The organism is Ruegeria sp. CE12, from assembly GCF_056537525.1.
Genome location: NZ_JBQFRS010000007.1, coordinates 171,820 through 186,312 on the forward strand (window position 1 = coordinate 171,820; position 14,493 = coordinate 186,312).

A 14,493-nucleotide genomic window follows, 5' to 3' on the forward strand; every position below is an offset into this window, starting at 1 on the left:
TAACGCTCCGCCGCTATTTTGCAGGAAACTCGGCGCGTTGGAGGGAATGAGCCATGAAGATCGGCGCAAGATGGTACAGATCAAGGCAGAACAATCCCGTTCGAGACATGGCACTTGTCGCGTCAATTGCCCTTGGTGCCTGCGCCCAAGCGGACCAGGACACGGGAATGGTGTCAAGAAACCCAAGTCCATTAGAAGGTTACTGGAGCTTGGGGGAGACACCTAACACTGTTTTTCTGGAACCCTGCGAAGCCAGGTCAGAAAAACTCTGCGGCAAACTTGTTATCTTCGAAGGCGATCCAGACGCGCGCGACGTGCTGAACCCAGACCTCCTCAGCTGGGGGCAAAAGATCTGCAACAGCGTTATTGTCTTCGATCTGACCCCCACGGAAGAAACACTAATATACACTGGGCGCCTGTATGATCCTGACGTGGGAGAAGTTCTGAATCTCATCGTTTTGATGAAATCCGCCGACGTTATCGAAGCGCGAGCCTATCACGGCGCCAGCGTAGATGAGGCCGTTAATCTGGGCGTATCCGCTGTCACTGGTGAGTTGCCGATCTTTGAAACTATTTCCTTTGCCATCCGCGCAAGCATCGGCAAGAAGCATCTGGGAAAAAACTCCACCTGGACACGCACGGAGTCGCCTCAACAGCAGTGCAGTTGAGCAAAGGAACACGATTCTGAATGCCGCGCCATTCTTCGAGTAAGAAAACACAGCAGTTTGTAATACTTGCGGCTCACTCTTTTGGACGCAATTAGGTATACCCAACATGTCTTCACCGACCGTCTTGGAGCTGCGTGACAACCATCATGTGCAGATAGCCTGGATTGAGGTACTCCACTTGAAATTGACGCTTGAAAAGGGTCTGTCGGAGCGATCACATACCAAGAACAAAAGCGAATTCAGAGACTTCGCTATGGGATTTGCCAATGCTCTGATGAAATCAATCCGACTAGGCCGCGCACCAATAGACCACTTTTCTAGTGTCGCGTTCCCGTCAAATTGGTTTTGAATACGACGGGCCGTTTGCGGACCTTCTCCGCAACTTCGATATCTCCTGACGTCACACAAGGAAGCTGACGTCCGGGCGTTCATGTTGTCTTGTGCTATCGTAACCCGATGCCAAGAACAGGTTGGCTAGGAGAGAGACGGCCACATGTAACCCGTCATTCCGGCTCTCTGGCAAATTCGGCGAGCAGGCGGTTGAATTCCGCGGCCCGCTCGATGTTGACCAAATGGCCAGTCCCTGGAAACCGGTGCCATACGGCGTTGGGCAAAGTGTCTTGCAGGAAGGCATTTGTCTCGCCAACCAGGTAGTAGTCCTCGTCCCCGGTCACCAGAAGCACCGGCTTTTCGAAGGCTTTCAACCGGGCCTCATCCTCAAACAGGGATCGCCGGTTCCAATGCACGGTCGATAGCACATGAACAGCGCCTTCGGCAGATTGGTTGCGCAGGTTCGTCGCATAGATGGCCCAATTCTCGGAATCATTTCTCTGAAAGCTCTGATAGGCAGGATCATCTTCGAGTACCGAAACTGCGCCATCACCGCCGTGCGCCTCGCGCAGATTAGCTTCGTAGCTGACCCATTCCTGCCTGTAGCGGATCCGCTCCTGTTTATCGCGGGGGCCGGAGCTGTTGCCGACAAGGGTAATGCTGGCGACGCGGTCAGGATGGTTCAACGCGAAGTCGAGGCTGGTGAAGCTGCCCATGGACGTCCCGACGATGTTGGCCTTTTCCAGTCCGAGGTGTTCCATCAGTGCCAGCAGGTCGCCTGTGGATTGGGATTGCCCGTATTGGCTGCGTTCCTCCGGAACAGCCGAGGGCAGAAAACCGCGCGCGCTGAAAGTGATGCAGCGGAAGGATCGTCTCAGTTCCTTTACCTGCAGGTGCCAGCTGCGGTAGTCGCCACCGAATTCGTGGACAAAGACAATGGGGGCGCCGGCCCCGGCCTCTTCGTAGTAGATTGAAATGCCGTCAAAGGATTGAAATTCCGGCATGTACTGTGTCCTGAGTTTGCCGTTAGGAATTTTCTGCGGTCAGAGTGTCGATTGCAGCCGGGGCATAGCCCAGTTCTGCCAAAATCTCGCGGGTGTGCTCTCCCAGCTGCGGCGCCGGACTTTCCTGCAAATCCTTTTCTGCAATTGGGTTGCGCGCGAATTGCATGTAGCGCCCATTCGCATTCACAGTGGAAAAGGCAACATATTCCTCGGCAATTGGACTGTCGGCGATGGTCTGGATATTTTCAACCACCGAACAGGGGATCGCATTGTCAATCAGGACCTTTGTCCAATAGGCCGAAGGATGCTGTTTTAGGTGCGCACCCAGAACGCCGTCCAAAGCATCGCGGTTGGCAAGCCGCGCTTCGTCTCCTTGAAACCGCGGGTCGTCCAGCAATTCGGTATAGCTGATTGCCTCGCAGAAGCGCGGCCAATCCTTTTCGCTGCCCAATCCGATGACAATGTCGCGGTCGGCGGTCGGATAAGGCTCAAACGGTGTCATCGACGGGTGGCGCGAACCGATTGGCCCCGGGACAATACCGGCATTGAGATAACGGGCAAAGGCGTTTTCCAGGCACACCCACTGGCAAGCCAGCATGGAGACATCCAAATGGTTGGTTTCCTCCGCCCCCTTAGCATCGCGCTCATAGAGGCGCTGCATAATGCCGATGGTGGTGAAGAGCGCGGCGGCGATGTCGCCAACCGAGAAGCCGACACGAGTCGGGTCGCCGTCCAATTCGCCGTTTATACTCATCATCCCGCTCATCGCCTGCACCACGATGTCATAGGCAGGGCGGTGCGATAGGCTGCCGGTCTGACCGAAGCCACTGATCGAGGCGGATATCAGCCGCGGATTGATCCGCTGGAGATCAGCGTCACTGCAGCCCAACCGGTCGCGCACTCCGGGGCGCATGTTCTCGACAAAGACGTCCGAATTGGCCAGTAGCTTGTGCAGGGCTTCCTTGCCTTCAGCGGTCTTAAGGTCCAGTTTCATCGACCGTTTGTTACGGTTCAGCGAGGCAAAATAAAGGCTGATGCCGTCCTCAAACGGTGGCGTGCCGCGCGCTAGGTCACCGTTCGGGTTCTCTACTTTGATCACATCAGCGCCGAGGCTGGCGAGCAGCCAGGTGCAGAACGGGCCGGACAACACCGAGGTCATATCAACAACGCGGATGCCTTTCATGATGCAGCTCCTCGCAGCATGGACTTAAGTGTTTTAAGATGTGCGCCCTCGGCGGCCAGTGCTGTGGCGCAGAGGCTGCGGCACGTGTCTTCCAGAGACTCCCGCGGTGCCAACCGATCCACCAGCCCCCAGGCAGCGGCGTCTTCAGCGCTCACCACGTCACCGCCAAGCAAAATTGCGGCGCTGCGGCCCGGGCCGGTCAGCGCCTGCAATTTGTCAACGTCATATTTACCGGGCAGCACGTTGTTTTTGAGGACGGGGTAGGAAAAATGCGCTTCGTGTACGCAGACGCGAATGTCGCAGCCAAGCGCCAGAGTCAGCCCGCCGCCGATGCAGGGCCCGTTGATGGCCGCCACGGTCAGCACCGGGACAACGCGCAGCGCTGCGGCCATTTCGCCCCAAAGATCAGGGCCGTCCTGTTCGTCGTAAAGCGTATTCAGATCCGCGCCGGCACAAAACACCCGTTCGCCGGCTCCAGTTATTATGATGGCCCGCAGCTCTTCATCACTGGCAGCCCCGCGGAAGATATCCCGCAGCGCGGTCAGCATGTCTGTGGTCAGCGAATTAGCCTTTCCTGGCCGATTGATGGTCACCGTCAGGCACGCGTCCTCGCGGCGGGTGAGGATCAGGCTGTCTTCGGTCATGAACAGTACTCAGGCACCGTGCGCTCCAGCATCCGGATGAGCGAGGGCCATTGTACCCCCCCGTGGGGTCCGTTTTCCGGCGCGCCCCAATCGTGCAGGGCGGTCATAGCGTCTTCGGTGATGGCAACAGGCTTGTCCGTAGCCCCCAGAATATCCACCTGTATCTTGCAAGCCATCTCAAGGTAGTAATGATAGGTAAAGGCCTCAGCTGCGGTGCGTCCGACCGCTAGCAGCCCGTGATTCTGCAGCAGCATGGCGAAATTTCTACCCAAGTCGCGGGCCAACAGCGCGCCTTCGTCTTCGACTGCGGTGGAGTCTTGGTAGGGGTGACTGGACAAGGTGCCGAGCACAAATCCGGCGTGCTGAGACAGCGGCAGTAGCCCCTCGGGCATCGCCGAGACCGCGACACCTGCGCGGGTGTGGCTGTGGATCACATAGTTCACATCAGGGCGAGCATTCAGAATGCCGGAATGGATGATATGCCCGGCCAGATTGATAACCCTGCTGCTGCCGGGCTGTTCATCCACCGCCTCGCCATAAAAAGACATGCGGGTCAGGTTCGAGGCGGTGATCTCATCAAACATCAAGTCATGCGAGTTCAGAAGGTAATGCTCCGGATCCTGCGGCAGGCGCGCTGAGATATGGGTGGAGGTCAGGTCGGTCCAGCCATAGTGATGTGCCAGCCGGTAAAGAGCGGCCAATTCCTGGCGGATTGCAATGCTCATTCGCTCTCTCCCAAAGCATCCCGGTAAAGGTTGTGAAAATGGCGCAAACCGACCTCGCTCATCGCGCCGCAACCATCTCCGATGATATATGGCCCCGGCTCAAAAGCACGGCTTTGCATACCTTTCTGGATCTTCGAGACAACAACCTCATCTTCGGCTCCGGTGGTTGCCTTGTGCTTGTGCATCAGCGCGATCACGTCCTCGTCCGCAATATCGCCGCTGGAGAACCAGCGGTAGCGATAGACCGTCTTGTTCCAGGCAATGGGCAGGAACTGGCGGATGGTGAAATAGCCGCCCGGATAGCAGCACATCGAGACATTTGGGAATATCCAATAAGCGCCGTAATCACCTGCGCGCGGGCTGGCTGCCAGGTCGTAATCGTATTGCTTTTCGTTCTTGGTCTGCGCCTTGCCATCATGCCAGATCGTCTTGCCCTTGGGGATGGTGGTATAGCCTTCCATCTCAAGCACGCCATGGGTCAGAGAGGAAGCATGCACCGTTGGGCAATGGTAGCACTCGTTGTAGTTCTCGACCGAAAGCTTCCAGTTGCTGTCATGCACGATCTCGGTTTCGCAGACGAACTTCAGCTTGGTTGGGTCGGGGTGAAAGCTGAGCATATTCTGGCGGTACTCTTCCAGCTCTTCCCCCATTGGCGCAGCAGCTTCGTCAAGGTTGACAAAGACAAAGCCACAAAACTCCTCGACCCTGATCTTGCGTAGGTTGATCTGGTCACAGCTCAGCCCGTCGCTCTCAACCGATCCCGGCGCGCGACGCAGCCCGCCGTTAATCTCATAGGTCCAAGCGTGATAGGGGCAGACCAGCACCCGCTTGCCCTTGCCTCTGCCTTCGACAATCGGATGCCCGCGGTGGCGGCAGATGTTGTAGTAGGCCTTGATCCCACCGTCCGGCGCACGAATGACAAAGACATCCTCATCAACAATGGTGAAAGTCTTGAAATCACCCGGTTCCGCGATCTCGGAAACATGGCAGACGCATTGCCAGCTGCGGAAAAAGATCCGCTCCTTATCCCGCTCGAAATATTCCTGCTCGACGTAATACCGCGCAGCCAATGGCGTATCCTGTGACAATTGCCCCCCGCTTCTGGCGGATATTTCCCGCCTCCGCCGCGTTGCTTGTTCCCTGTCGAGCCGTAGCCTGCCTTGTTGCAGTCGATGTGAATAGATAGAAAGATTTTACACCTAGGGTAATTCAAAGTTGGCCTATCCATGCTGAACCCCTCAGATCAGACTCCGCTAGGAGCGGTGCGTGTCTTTGCCGTTGCGGCACGCTACGGGAACTTCAAGCGTGCCGCCGCAGAGCTGGGCGTGACACCAACGGCCGTTAGCTCCCAGGTCAAATCGCTAGAGGCATACCTCGGATGCCAGCTATTTGACCGCAACGCCCAGTCAGTCATACTGAACGAGTCCGGCCGTCAGTTCGCAGAGGCCTGTGACACGATCTTTGTACGGCTGGACAAGGCGGTGCAAGAGGTCCGCCAATCCGCCAGCCGCACTTCGATCACGGTGGGTGTCGGCGCGCTGATCGGGTCGCAATGGCTGTCCAAACGGTTGTTCAGTTTCTGGCAGCGCTTTCCCGAGACCGGGCTGCACCTGCAGTATTCTCCCGGCGGGGTGGAGTTTTCGGACGGACAGACAGACATGATGCTCGCCTGGGGCGACGGCCGCTGGCCCGGGTTAATCTCCGAACCGTTGCTGCGGTTCAATACCTCGCCGGTAATCAGCCCATCCCTGTTGGCGGGCAAAACGAATCTAGCCGATCCGGCTGACTTGCTGACTCGGCCATTACTGCATTGGAAAGATCAGTTCGATTGGCTGGAATGGTTCGCCGCTATGGGGGTCGAAACCAATGGACACTTGCCCGGTGTCGTAATCGACGACTCCAGTGTTCTGTTGCGGGCGGTCCTGTCGGGGCAAGGGGTTTCGCTTGGGTTGCTTCCACTTGTTCAAAACGAATTGCACTCTGGGCAGTTGATACGGCCGTTCAGCGATGAATTTACTCCGTCCCGGTCCTACCATCTGGTCTACCCACCCGATGCCATGGATCAACCGCAACTGAAGGCTTTCCGGAATTGGATTATTGATGAAGCCGGTTTGAAATAACCCCAGCCAGCATGATTGGATAGCGCATCTAGCCTGTGAGCCCTTGGCATCAAAGGGCTTGTCCATGCTTGTAATTAGCTCCCGCAGTGAACGACTGGACAGTCCCGGATGCGTGAGTGCGCCTAATCCCGAAACATGCACCTGCAGCGAATGTCACCTCTGGCGGGCCACATCGCAGCACCCGGTTGCTGTGGCTAGCGACCACAATAGGCAGACCGTTTCCAACAATTTGATTTCCTGCCGAAGCGAAGAGGGACGGTCAAGAAGCCCTCAGAACACAGAGCTTAAATTCCTCAAAAGTCATGAACAGGCACTTGTGTAGCTTAACTCTGCCACTCGGTTTCCGAAGACAACCTGATGCCGCTCTCTTAGCCGCGTAACATCCTTCTGAATCCAATCAGCCAAAATCCCAGAATACGTTCCTTGTTGAGCGCCAAAGATATGCACATCATCGCCCCACATTTGCGCGGCAAATGGCAGACCTGTGCTGACTTCAATTGCCATGTAGCCGTGTCGCGAACCACCTTGGCTTGGCCACATACCACTGGCGAGTAAGTACCCATCTTTCAGCTCAAATTCTGATCCAAGACTGGTCGATGTCCTCAGACAATTTAGTGCTTCCTCCGGCATGATCTGACGGAACCTGTTACGTTCGGCCCCATCTTCCCAAAACTCGCTGGGGCGGTGTCCCAACCACTTTGAGACCTCAATATCTGCGCCGGCTATCCCTGCGTCGCGGTCATCCTCATAGACCGTTCGAATGCTGTTTTTTCTACCATCGAACATTACCTCCAGATAGTCGATTGTAGCTGGAAAGTCGCGTTCTAATCTAAATGAAATTCCTTCTTCGGAGACTCTGAACATGCTTGGGGTGTGCCCATGAGCGCCAAACTCCTCTGAGAAAGTGACGTCGTCTGCTTTGAGTGACAACAAAACATAGCCGGTACAGCAATGCGCTCCGCCAGACCAATTGCGCACAAGAACAACATCTTTGTCGTCCCCCCATTGAAAAACTCGTAAAAACTCGGGTGCTACGCGATTGCTGTGTGTCCAGAGCTTTTTACCGTCCAACAAGGTCGCTGCATGCTCAAGGCAGCCATCTCCAGTACGGTTGCATCCTGCTTCAATACCTTCTTCGAGTGTTCCAAAGCGCGTTTGCAGAGGGAGAGGTAGCGCCTCCTGAGCCGCTGCACTGTTCACAACTAAAAACAATACCAAAAAACAAATTAGACGCATTGAGTTAGCCTCCTGCCTCAAAGGCAAATCTATTATAGCTGTACGGACGCAAATTAGATCCCTTAGATCACCAATACATGAAAAGCTCCCGGCGAGAAGGGAGGACAGAGTTTGCGTTGAATCCAATGGGAGGCGAGTCTTAATAATTTAGCCCCATTGTTTTTGCACTCCGACAATGGTTGCCGGAGCACCTTAATGGTGAGGCTGCGCTTACAGCAAAATCAGCAACTTAGAGTTTTGAATTTTTCAGGCGCTTGGCCCTGTTCGTCCTGATAAGTACCAACGATCAGGTTGTGTTTGTCCTTGCGAGGATCAGCAGCGAAATAGTCAGCGCCGATCATGATGGGATCGACGGGATAGTGCTCAACCTTTTCAAACATGGCCTATCCCTTTCCCAGCTCGACGGCGACGCAAATCCCGAAGGCCTCAATGACCACTTGAGCAGCCAGGCGTTGCGCTTCGATTGTGCGACCGTTCACATAGAGCCCTGTCGCGCCCAGTCCAAGAAAAGCGGGCGTATTGAGCATAGTGCGTGCGATGGCCACCGGACCAAGGAGGTCTTCAATCGATTCAATCGTGATCCCGGCGGCAATGCTGAGGATCAGTTTGCCGAACAGGTCTGTGTCTATTTACCTGGCGATAGCGGCGATGATCTGCGGCTTGACCCACAGTACGATGCTTATTTGCCAACCCGTTCCGTTGGTCGGGGTTCGGATCGACAACCGTAATCCGCAAAGGCACTCATCCACTTGCAATCAAGCCCCCGATGATGGTCGACGCCGATGAGTACTATCTTGTCCATGGCTCAGAAGCTCGTGATGACCGTCGCGCCAACGGACTGGAACTTGTCCATGTTCATGAGCGCCTCGGGAGCCGCGTCGATGCTAATTTTGTCGCCAACCAGCCGGGCCGGGTCTAGTTTGCCGTTCTCGACCATATCGAGCATCGCACCATAGCGATGCGCCTGCATCCCATGGGAACCGAGCAGTTCGATCTCTTGGCTCACGATCTTAGGCATTGGCACAGCAGGGGCTGCATGATCACCTAGCATAAGGCCAACCTGGATATGCTTGCCACGTGGCCGCAGGCAAAGGATCGAGTTGGTCATCGTCGCCGGATGCCCAAGCGCATCCAGCGAAACATGCGCGCCGCCTTGGCTGATTTCGTTGATCGCTTCGACCACGTCGCCCTTGCCATCAATAGTCGCAACCGCACCAAGTTTTTTGGCGAGGGTCAGTTTTGCAAGGTCCAGATCAACTCCGATCACATTCGCCCCTGCCGCACTGGCGATCATCACAGCAGACAATCCGACTCCGCCGCAGCCATGCACGGCGACCCACTGGCCTGCGCTGATTTTGCCTTGGTCGATCACGGCCCGAAACGATGTGGCGAACCGGCATCCCAAACTTGCTGCGGTGGCAAAATCCATCGCCTCGGGCAATGCGACCACGTTCAGGTCAGCCTGGTGGATCGGCACATATTCCGCAAAGCTGCCCCAATGGGTGAAACCAGGCTGCTCCTGATGCAGACACACTTGCTGATGACCCGCATGGCATTCGCTGCACGACCCGCAACCACAGATGAACGGCACGGTGACCCGGTCGCCCACCTTCCAGTGCCTCACGTCCTTTCCTACTGCCTCTACAACACCCGCGAGCTCGTGGCCGGGGATATGTGGAAGCTCGATATCGCTGTCATGCCCCATCCAACCGTGCCAGTCGCTGCGACACACACCGGTGGCTTCTACCTTAAGCACAACACCATGCGGTTCCGGTGACGGGTCTGCCACGCTCACGACCTTGGGGGCTTCTTTGAACTTCTCGAACAGTACAGCTTTCATGGCGGGGTCTTTCGGTTGTGTCGACTAGCTAAGTGGAAGCTATCAAACACTGACGAAATTGACTTGCTAATCTGCCTCATTTTAAGAGCATTTTGAGCAGATTGCTCTCACTACCAGAGAATAATGAGGATAATCTTCCTTTGCGCAGCATCGACACAGTCAACGCACAGATTCTTGAATTACTTCAAAGCGACGGGCGCATGACCAATGCTAAACTGGCCGAGCACCTGAACATGAGTGAAACGCCCTGTTGGCGGCGGCTGAAGAAACTGGAAGAGACGGTTATCATTGAGGGCTATCAGGCCCACCTCAATCGCCGCAAGCTGGGGCTCGGCGTCATGGCCTTTGTTCAACTTAGTTGCTCAGAGCATGATCAGACCGCTACAGACGAATTCCAACGTATTATCGAGATCACGCCCAATATTCTCGCCTGCCATAACACCACGGGCGCGGACGATTTCTTACTTATCGTGGTCGCTCGTGATTTGGACGATTACAGCGCCTTTGTTGACAGCACTTTGCGGCGCCTGCCGGGTGTGACCAGCATTCACTCAAACCTTTCACTCAAAGAGATGAAGGCATCGAGCAAGCTGCCTGTGCGTGTTTCAGAGCAATGATCAACACGTCGCTCCGATAGCAGACATTTGTGCATACTCATTTAAATGCAGCTCCGACCCGCATTCCGGGCTTGCGCTGCAGCTGCAAATCCATTGCGATATGCAAGCTGGAGAAACCGTCAATTAGATTTGAATAAACTCTGGCCGATTCATTAAAAGATTTGATTGTATGTATTTGTTGGTATGGTGGCCTTATGAACTCACTAACCAGAATAACACGAGGGATAGGCGTCGCCCTAAAGGATGGCAGGGTTAAAGGCCTTCTTGCCTTTACGATTGGTATGATCTTTTGGGCCTCGGTTTTTTATCATTATGTTGAAGGGTGGAGTTGGCTCGATTCCATCTATTTTTCCGTTGTGACCATATCGACTGTAGGGTTTGGAGACTTTTCTCCTGAAACCGCAGCGGGGAAAATCTTCACTATGGTCTATATCATCGTGGGCCTTGGAATCTTCGTAACTGCGGCTACCACTGTGGCAGATACAATATTGTCCCAGAGCGATGATAAGGCGGACGATTGAGTGACTCCCAATCGAACCAAGGTGAATTTCTATACAGGTATTACTCTGAACAAGCAGCCTAAGCCGCAACCCGGTTTCACCGGGGTTTTTAAGATGTTGCAGGAACCTCCAAGGAATAAAAATATACATATCACGTTATTTGAGTGTAATATTTAGAAAACTGATAATGGAGGGATGGTATGGAAAAGACCCAGGACGCGAAGATTGTCGATCTCGCGATACGATTGCTGTTTCTTGGACTATTCCTCTACAGCGCCCTGGTCATGGTTGCCCCGCTCGCAAGCGTGGTCATCTGGGCTACGATACTCTGCGTCGCGCTCTATCCGGTTTTCGATTGGCTGCAGTCCAAGTTGGGTGGCAGGAAAAAACTGGCCACGACAATCTTGGTTTTGTTGGGCCTCGTTCTGACCCTGGGTCCGGTCGCAACGGCGGTATCCGGAGCTGCTGAACTTGGATCCGAATTTGCGGAACAAGCTGACAAAGGAGAGCTGAACATACCGCCCGCTCCTGAAGGCTTAAAGGAATTGCCGTTAGTAGGGGACAAAATAGCTGACGTCTGGGGCTTGTTCGAACGAAATCTGGATGGCGCGCTTGCCAAATATGGCGCACAGATTCTGGAGATCACCAAGTCCCTCTTCGGAAAGGTTTTGGGTATTGGAATTGGGCTTTTGGGACTGGCTTTGTCCGTGTTGATCATGGGAGCACTGTTCAGCCCCGGGCCAAGTCTTGTGCAAGGCCTCCAGCGCTTTGCCAACCGTGTCTTCGCTCCGCGCGGTGGCGAGTTTGTGACACTGGCCGGGGCGACGATACGCAATGTGACAAAAGGCGTGATCGGCGTGGCTGCCATTCAGGCAGTCGTCGTTTGGTTACTGTTGGTGCTGTTCGGGATTAACTCGGCCGCTACGTTGGCATTTATCTGCCTGATCCTGTCAATTATCCAGATCGGGCCCGGCTTGGTGCTTTTGCCGGTAATCATCTACGCATGGAGCACTATGTCCGGCGGCACAGCGTTGATCTTCACCATACTCGCCGTTCCCGTCACGGTTATGGATAGCTTCCTAAGGCCTGTTTTCATCTCGAAAGGGCTTGAAACACCCATGCTGGTCATCCTCATTGGTGTTCTTGGCGGCATGATGGCTTACGGTTTAATCGGGATCTTCATGGGGCCGGTTCTGTTTGCCGTCTTCTACGAGCTGTTCAAAGTATGGATCGACGCGCCTGTCGAAACCGAAACCGCCGCTGAAGGAGCGGCGAAATGAGAAAGACGATTTGGACCACTTTGGCCGTCATTCTTGTCTTCCTGATCTGGTACCTTGTCGCTGATCGAAAGACACCGTTTACCGGGAACGCCAGAGTAAAAGCCATCGCGACCCAGATCGTCCCACAGGTCACTGGAACAGTGACAGAGGTTCTTGTCGAAAATGGTCAGGTTGTCTCGGCAGGTGATGTTCTGGTTCGGATCGACTCCAGGCCATACGAAATTCAACGCGACAAGGCGCAAGCTGATCTTGAGGCAGCCACGCAGGAAGTGGGCGCATCCTCGGCTGAGGTGAGTGCTGCACAAGCCAAACTGGCACGCGCCCAAAGTGACCTCGACACCATGCGCATTCAAACTGAGCGAGTATTTGCACTGGAGAAGAAAGGTTTGATCGCCGTCTCAAAGGCCGATGATGCCCGAGGTCAGCTGGCGGAGTCTGAGGCGAACTATGAAAACGCCAGAGCGGATCTGGAAAAAGCAAAGCAGAGGTTGGGTGACGAAGGGATCGAAAACCCAAAGATCCAGCGCGCACTGGCGGCCTTGGCGGATGCAGAATTAAACATTGAATGGACTGAGCTGCGTGCGCCGGCGACAGGTGTAATATCTAATCTGTTGATTGCCCCCGGAACCTATGCCCGATCCGGTCAAGACCTTTTGACATTCCTTGATGCAACAGACGTTTGGATCGAGGCGTATTTCACCGAAAACAACCTTGGCCGGGCCGCGGTAGGTTCTCCTGTTGATGTCGTATTGGATATGCACCCCGGTCAAATTGTTCCAGGTGTCATTGAGAGCTTCAGCGCGGCGGTATCCTTGAGCGGTGGAGATGAGCCCGGCCAGTTGGCGAGCCCGCCAAGCACCAAAGGCTTCTTGCGCGAACCAGAGCGGTTCCCTGTTCGGATCGTACTGCCGGGATATGAGGCCGGAAGTGCCGAAGACGATCTGCGCTTCCAGCTTAATGGGCAGGCTGATGTGATCATGTATCTGAGCGATAATTCTCTGCTGAACGCGGTCGGTCGGACCTATATCCGTTTGGTTTCAATCCTGTCCTATGCCTACTGAAGACCGAAAATCCGTTGCTCGGCTCGCGCTGGGTGTAACCGGCGTTTTTGCCTTGGGCCTGTTTCTGGGGTGGCCATTGGCGGTTGTCGGGGCAGTTTTCACCGCGCTGTTCCTACAAGCGCCCGCCGCGCTGCCGTTGGCGGCATTTGCGAAGCTGTTTGTTTTTTCAATAGGATTGATGTTCATCTCATTCCTACTATCGTCAGTCTTCGCGCCTTATCCCATGGTATTCCTTATTCTGGTGGCCATCGGGATCATCCTGTCCTTTATGTGGTCAGTTTCAGGTGCCGGTGTTTTGCCCGGTGTCATTGCGCTCATGGGGGCGTTGATGATCCCGAACCTTGTTTTGCAATCGCAAGATCTGGCTCTGGTGCTCGTATTTTGGATACCGATGAACCTTCTATTTGCTGGGTTCGTATCGACGCTGATGTTTGTGTTAATACCAGCTGAACCTTTGACAGCCGCTCAGAAGAAAACTGATACGCCACCAGACTTTGACCCACACCGCCGCATTGTCAGAATGTCGCTTGTAACAGTTCCATTTGCCTTGGCGTTTTTTGTGTCCGGCGCATCAGCTTTATTGGTTCTGTTCTTTGTCGCTCTTCTTAGTCAGCAATTGGCAGCCATGCCATCTATGGGCAAAGCCGTCGCCAAAGCGATGCTTACGGCAAACCTGCTTGGGGCGATGATTTCGATCATCTGCTACGAGGTGAACGTGATCGCACCGGTTATCCTGACGCCCATTTTATTGTGCCTGCTCTTCTGTTTTGCACTTGGGGCTCTTGGAAAATCTCAGGTCCCGCTCGCCGCCGCGGCTGGCTCGGCACTAACAACGGTTCTGATCGTTTATGGCGGATCGATCGCGCCGTTTTCGGATGAGGCTGACGTCAAAAGCATCACGCGCGTTTTGCAAGTCGCTGGCGCCGCCTTCTTCGTGATTGTTGCATATGTCATAGTGGACGAGTTCTGGCCTGAGAGAAAAAAGCAGGTTTTTTGAGTTGTCTGAAGAAAGATGCCCAGTTGTCCACTACGGTGACAAGTAAGCGGCAAGTTTACCCTTCGATATCAATGTGCGACCCGCGCAAGTATCGGGTTTGGGCCGAGTGCTGGGGCAGGGTATTCTGCTGATCAACTAAGCCCAAACAAAAAACCACTGCGCCGGTTTCCAAATTGCGAAGCGGCTCATCGGCTTACTGTTTGACGTAGGCTTAAACCGACGAAACACTCAAAAAAGCACAAAAATCTTAGGGTGTTGAATCCAATGGGAAGCGAGTCCCAATAATTT

The 14,493-nt window shown here is 54.6% G+C and carries 16 protein-coding genes; 7 read left to right on the forward strand and 9 right to left on the reverse strand.

Annotation, left to right across the window (positions count from 1 at the left end; genetic code table 11):
• The first annotated feature begins 53 nt into the window (after positions 1–53).
• Positions 54–668: a DUF2147 domain-containing protein gene (locus tag ACR0IO_RS16685; protein ID WP_480742753.1), complete on the forward strand. Its 615-nt coding sequence runs from the start codon at positions 54–56 to the stop codon at positions 666–668.
• A gap of 503 nt (positions 669–1,171) precedes the next feature.
• Here the strand turns inward: ACR0IO_RS16685 and ACR0IO_RS16690 are convergent.
• Genes ACR0IO_RS16690 through ACR0IO_RS16710 form a run of 5 tightly spaced genes read right to left on the reverse strand, consistent with a single transcriptional unit; the run spans position 1,172 to position 5,642 of the window.
• Positions 1,172–2,002 (reverse strand): alpha/beta fold hydrolase, encoded by an 831-nt coding sequence (locus ACR0IO_RS16690; RefSeq protein WP_480742755.1) that lies wholly within the window; start codon positions 2,000–2,002, stop codon positions 1,172–1,174.
• 22 nt (positions 2,003–2,024) lie between these two features.
• A complete protein-coding gene (locus tag ACR0IO_RS16695; protein WP_480742757.1) occupies positions 2,025–3,185 on the reverse strand; it encodes a CaiB/BaiF CoA transferase family protein in 1,161 nt (386 codons plus the stop codon).
• Positions 3,182–3,829 carry an enoyl-CoA hydratase/isomerase family protein gene (locus ACR0IO_RS16700; RefSeq protein ID WP_480742760.1) on the reverse strand — a complete coding sequence of 216 codons (648 nt, stop codon included), beginning with the start codon at positions 3,827–3,829 and terminating at the stop codon, positions 3,182–3,184. Before ACR0IO_RS16700 ends, ACR0IO_RS16695 begins: the two co-directional genes overlap by 4 nt.
• The gene (locus ACR0IO_RS16705; protein ID WP_480742764.1) at positions 3,826–4,554 is read right to left on the reverse strand and encodes a class II aldolase/adducin family protein; all 729 of its coding nucleotides are present in this window, start codon (positions 4,552–4,554) and stop codon (positions 3,826–3,828) included. The genes ACR0IO_RS16700 and ACR0IO_RS16705 overlap by 4 nt, the downstream gene beginning before the upstream one ends.
• On the reverse strand, positions 4,551–5,642 hold the full coding sequence (locus tag ACR0IO_RS16710) for an aromatic ring-hydroxylating oxygenase subunit alpha (RefSeq protein WP_480742767.1): 1,092 nt from the start codon (positions 5,640–5,642) through the stop codon (positions 4,551–4,553). The genes ACR0IO_RS16705 and ACR0IO_RS16710 overlap by 4 nt, the downstream gene beginning before the upstream one ends.
• Before the next feature lie 138 nt (positions 5,643–5,780).
• Here ACR0IO_RS16710 and ACR0IO_RS16715 point away from each other — a divergent pair, with 138 nt between their 5' ends.
• Positions 5,781–6,674: a LysR substrate-binding domain-containing protein gene (locus ACR0IO_RS16715; protein WP_480742769.1), complete on the forward strand. Its 894-nt coding sequence runs from the start codon at positions 5,781–5,783 to the stop codon at positions 6,672–6,674.
• Positions 6,675–6,974: 300 nt separating this feature from the next.
• Here the strand turns inward: ACR0IO_RS16715 and ACR0IO_RS16720 are convergent, their stop codons facing one another.
• The 4 genes from ACR0IO_RS16720 to ACR0IO_RS16735 all read right to left on the reverse strand — a co-directional run bounded on the left by ACR0IO_RS16720 (position 6,975) and on the right by ACR0IO_RS16735 (position 9,750).
• Positions 6,975–7,910: a hypothetical protein gene (locus ACR0IO_RS16720; RefSeq protein WP_480742772.1), complete on the reverse strand. Its 936-nt coding sequence runs from the start codon at positions 7,908–7,910 to the stop codon at positions 6,975–6,977.
• Between the two features lie 221 nt (positions 7,911–8,131).
• Positions 8,132–8,290: a hypothetical protein gene (locus ACR0IO_RS16725; protein ID WP_480742776.1), complete on the reverse strand. Its 159-nt coding sequence runs from the start codon at positions 8,288–8,290 to the stop codon at positions 8,132–8,134.
• A gap of 3 nt (positions 8,291–8,293) precedes the next feature.
• The gene (locus ACR0IO_RS16730) at positions 8,294–8,455 is read right to left on the reverse strand and encodes a hypothetical protein (RefSeq protein ID WP_480742778.1); all 162 of its coding nucleotides are present in this window, start codon (positions 8,453–8,455) and stop codon (positions 8,294–8,296) included.
• 260 nt (positions 8,456–8,715) lie between these two features.
• Positions 8,716–9,750, reverse strand: coding sequence for a zinc-dependent alcohol dehydrogenase family protein (locus ACR0IO_RS16735; RefSeq protein ID WP_480742781.1), 1,035 nt, complete (start codon positions 9,748–9,750; stop codon positions 8,716–8,718).
• Positions 9,751–9,890: 140 nt separating this feature from the next.
• Between ACR0IO_RS16735 and ACR0IO_RS16740 the strand changes: the two genes are divergently transcribed.
• The 5 genes from ACR0IO_RS16740 to ACR0IO_RS16760 all read left to right on the forward strand — a co-directional run bounded on the left by ACR0IO_RS16740 (position 9,891) and on the right by ACR0IO_RS16760 (position 14,205).
• Positions 9,891–10,367, forward strand: coding sequence for an Lrp/AsnC family transcriptional regulator (locus tag ACR0IO_RS16740; protein ID WP_480742783.1), 477 nt, complete (start codon positions 9,891–9,893; stop codon positions 10,365–10,367).
• A gap of 194 nt (positions 10,368–10,561) precedes the next feature.
• Positions 10,562–10,888, forward strand: a complete 327-nt coding sequence (locus ACR0IO_RS16745; RefSeq protein WP_155147859.1) for a potassium channel family protein — start codon at positions 10,562–10,564, stop codon at positions 10,886–10,888.
• Between the two features lie 179 nt (positions 10,889–11,067).
• The gene (locus ACR0IO_RS16750; protein ID WP_480742786.1) at positions 11,068–12,147 is read left to right on the forward strand and encodes an AI-2E family transporter; all 1,080 of its coding nucleotides are present in this window, start codon (positions 11,068–11,070) and stop codon (positions 12,145–12,147) included.
• The gene (locus tag ACR0IO_RS16755) at positions 12,144–13,208 is read left to right on the forward strand and encodes an HlyD family secretion protein (RefSeq protein WP_170336192.1); all 1,065 of its coding nucleotides are present in this window, start codon (positions 12,144–12,146) and stop codon (positions 13,206–13,208) included. Before ACR0IO_RS16750 ends, ACR0IO_RS16755 begins: the two co-directional genes overlap by 4 nt.
• Complete coding sequence (locus ACR0IO_RS16760) at positions 13,198–14,205, forward strand: DUF2955 domain-containing protein (RefSeq protein ID WP_480742790.1); 1,008 nt, start codon at positions 13,198–13,200, stop codon at positions 14,203–14,205. The genes ACR0IO_RS16755 and ACR0IO_RS16760 overlap by 11 nt, the downstream gene beginning before the upstream one ends.
• The last annotated feature ends 288 nt before the right edge of the window (positions 14,206–14,493 follow it).